The sequence below is a fragment of the Streptomyces sp. BR123 genome, assembly GCF_013401435.1.
Classification (GTDB): domain Bacteria; phylum Actinomycetota; class Actinomycetes; order Streptomycetales; family Streptomycetaceae; genus Streptomyces.
This window is the reverse complement of record NZ_JACBGN010000493.1, coordinates 1-3,047: the sequence shown is the minus strand read 5'-3', so window position 1 is coordinate 3,047 and position 3,047 is coordinate 1. Positions and strand designations below refer to the sequence as shown.

Annotated in this window: 2 protein-coding genes and 2 pseudogenes; all 4 read right to left on the bottom strand. The window is 72.8% G+C overall.

Going from position 1 to position 3,047, the window contains the following annotated elements; genetic code table 11:
* Positions 1-202: pseudogene (locus tag HYE82_RS35465) on the bottom strand (transposase); the annotation flags it as partial.
* Between the two features lie 72 nt (positions 203-274).
* Complete coding sequence (locus tag HYE82_RS35460; protein ID WP_179178342.1) at positions 275-1,123, bottom strand: carbohydrate ABC transporter permease; 849 nt, start codon at positions 1,121-1,123, stop codon at positions 275-277.
* Positions 1,120-2,487: a sugar ABC transporter permease gene (locus HYE82_RS35455; RefSeq protein WP_309144561.1), complete on the bottom strand. Its 1,368-nt coding sequence runs from the start codon at positions 2,485-2,487 to the stop codon at positions 1,120-1,122. The genes HYE82_RS35460 and HYE82_RS35455 overlap by 4 nt, the downstream gene beginning before the upstream one ends.
* Positions 2,488-2,492: 5 nt before the next feature.
* Positions 2,493-3,047 (bottom strand): annotated as a pseudogene (locus tag HYE82_RS35450) (carbohydrate ABC transporter substrate-binding protein); the annotation flags it as partial.

The window sequence follows — 3,047 nt, the reverse complement described above, 5'->3', positions numbered from 1 at the left end:
CCCCTGACCCCACCCGGGCCCTGGTGCCGCTACCGGGACCAATCGCACGCTGCGCCCGCCAGGAGTGCCGCACGAGTTCCGGGTACTCCTGGCGGAGCCTGCGTGAGCTGGTGCCCCTGAGTGAGTCGACCAGCTTGGACAGAGCCACCTTCGGCGGGAAGTTCACCAGCAGGTGCACGTGGTTGTTCTCACCGTTGAACTCCACCGGCTCGCATTCGAAGTCGGTCAGCCGACCGTGGCAGGAATCCCCGCCCGTTGAGGCGGGGAGCGGAAGTCACTTGACGGCGCCGGCCATCACCCCCGTCGTGAACTGCCGCTGGAACGCGAAGAACACGACCAGCGGCACCACCATCGACAGGAACGCGCCGGGCGCGAGGATGTCGATGTTGTTGCCGAACTGCCGTACCTGCTGCTGGAGGGCGACCGTGACGGGCGGGTGCGAGGAGTCCGCGAAGACCAGCGCGATCAGCATGTCGTTCCACACCCACAGGAACTGGAAGATGCCCAGCGAGGCGATCGCCGGCCCGGCCAGCGGCAGCACCACCCGGGCGAACAGCCGCAGTTCGCCGGCCCCGTCCAGCCGGGCGGCCTCCAGCAGCTCCCGCGGGATCTGCGCGAAGAAGTTGCGCAGCAGGAACACCGCGAACGGCAGCCCGAACGCCGTGTGGAACAGCACCACCCCCGCGGTCGTCTCGAACAGGCCTATGGCGCCGAAGAGTTCGGAGACGGGGATCAGCGCCACCTGCACCGGGACGACGAGCAGGGCGACGACGACGAGGAACAGCCAGTCCCGGCCCGGGAACTCCAGCCAGGCGAAGGCGTATCCGGCGAACGAGCCCAGGACCAGCACCAGCAGGGTCGCGGGCACGGTGATGGCCACCGTGCTCAGCAGCGAGCCGGTGATCGCGTCGTTGGCGAGCAGCCGCTCGTAGTTCCCGGTCGTCAGCCGGGCCGGCGCGGTCAGGGCCTGCCACCAGCCGCCGCGGTTCAGGTCGCCCGGGTCGAGGAAGGAGGAGCCCAGCAGGCCCAGGGTGGGCAGCAGCCAGAACAGGGCCGTGCAGACGAGGAAGACGCGGACGGCCCCGCCGGCCAGGCGGGCGGCTGCGGTCTGCGCGAAGCTCATCGGCGGGCCTCCCGGCGCATGCGGCGGATGTTGTAGAGCATGACCGGCACCACCAGCACCAGCAGCAGCACCGCGATGGCGCTGCCCAGCCCCGCGTCGGCGTCCGTGCCGAAGGAGGTCCGGTACAGCTGCAGGGCCAGGACGTTGGCGTCGTCCTGGACCGAGCCCGGCGCGATCACGAACACCAGGTCGAAGATCTTCATCACGTTGATCACGAGGGTGACGAGGACCACCGCCAGCACCGGCGCCAGCAGCGGGACGGTGATCCGGCGGAACACCTGCCACTCGTTCGCACCGTCCACCCGTGCCGCCTCCAGCAGCTCCCGCGGGACGGAGGCCAGCCCCGCCGCGATCAGCACCATCGCGAACCCGGCCCACATCCACACGTACGCCCCGATGATCGCCGGGGTGACCAGAGACGGGCCCAGCCAGTCCGCCCCCGCGTACGCCTCCCGGAAGTTCGACGCCGGCAGCCGCAGCAGTGCCCCGTCGGCCTTCGCGGACATGCTGAACGTGCCGTCCGCGCGGGCCGTCGCCGACTCCACCACCCGGCCGCCCTTCACCGCCTCGATCCGCATCCCGGCGAAGCCGGACTCCGCAGGGTCGACCGCGTTGGTCCGGCCGCCGCCGCCCCGGGTGAAGTCCTGCCAGACCGTCCCCGTGACCCGGGCCGGCTCCGCCCCGGCGGGACGGGCCGTACGGGTGCCCTCGGGCAGCGCCTCGGGGGCGACGCCGACGAGCGGGAGCAGCACCGGCGTGCCCGCCCGGACCGGCTCGCGGGTGACGTAGCCGCCCGCGTCGGCTCCCTGCCCGGGGGCGAGCGGCGAGTCCCGGCCCGGGCGGGCCTTCGGGAACGCCGAGGCCGGAGCGAAGGTGTCGTGGACCGCGACCAGCACCGCGTTGGCGGCGCCCCGGTCGGGGTCGTGGTCGTAGACCAGCCGGAAGATGATGCCGGCCGCCAGCATCGAGATCGCCATCGGCATGAAGACCAGCAGCTTGAACGCGGCGCCCCAGCGCACCCGCTCGGTGAGCACGGCGAAGACCAGGCCGAGGGCCGTCGCGGCGGCCGGCGCGACCACGACCCACAGCGCCGTGTTCTCCACGGCCGTGCGGATGGCGTCGTCGCGCAGGATCTCCGCGTAGTTGCCCCCGCCGACGAAGCGGTCGCCGGAGCGGTCGAAGAGGCTGCGGTGGACGGAGTAGCCGATCGGGTGCACGACGAGCGCCCCGAGCAGCACCAGCGCCGGGAGGAGGAACGCCGCCGCGACGAGGCGGCGGTGCCGGGCCTGCCCGGACCGCGGGGACGGGGCGGGCCGGCGCGCGGCTTCGCGCGCGGCCGCCCCCGTACCGGCCGAGGGCGTCACGGGGATCAGTTCCCGTACGCCTTGGCCGCCTCCGCCTCCAGTCTGTTCTGGGCGCCCGCCACGTCCGACGGGTTCGCCAGGAAGTCCTGCAGGGCCTTCCACTCGCCCGCGCCCGGGGTCCCGCCGAAGGCCGCCGGCGCCTGGTCCGACATGTCGAAGCGGAAGTCGTCGCCGGCCGCGATCAGGGCCTCGGCGATGCCCCGCTGGATGTCGTTCGGGTACGCGGACAGGCTCACCGCCTTGTTCGGGGACAGGAAGCCGCCCTCGCGGGCCTGGATCTCCGCCGCGTCCGGGGAGGCCAGGAACGTCAGCAGCGCCTGCGCGCCCTTCGACGGCTTCAGCGCCACCGCCACGTCACCGCCCGACACCACCGGCGGCTTGCCGCCGACCGCCGGGAACGGGAACACCAGGGCGTCCTTGCCGATCTTCGCATCGGTCTGGGCGATGTTCACCGCCACGAAGTCGCCCTCGAAGACCATCGCGGCCGCCGGCCGGTCCCCTCCGGAGAACACCTGCGTCACCGACTTCGGGAATTCGGTGGCCAGCGCCCCGCCCGGCCC

Excerpts from the sequence above, each read along its gene's own strand:
- HYE82_RS35460 (WP_179178342.1), bottom strand. The coding sequence starts at position 1,123 with ATGAGCTTCGCGCAGACCGCAGCCGCCCGCCTGGCCGGCGGGGCCGTC.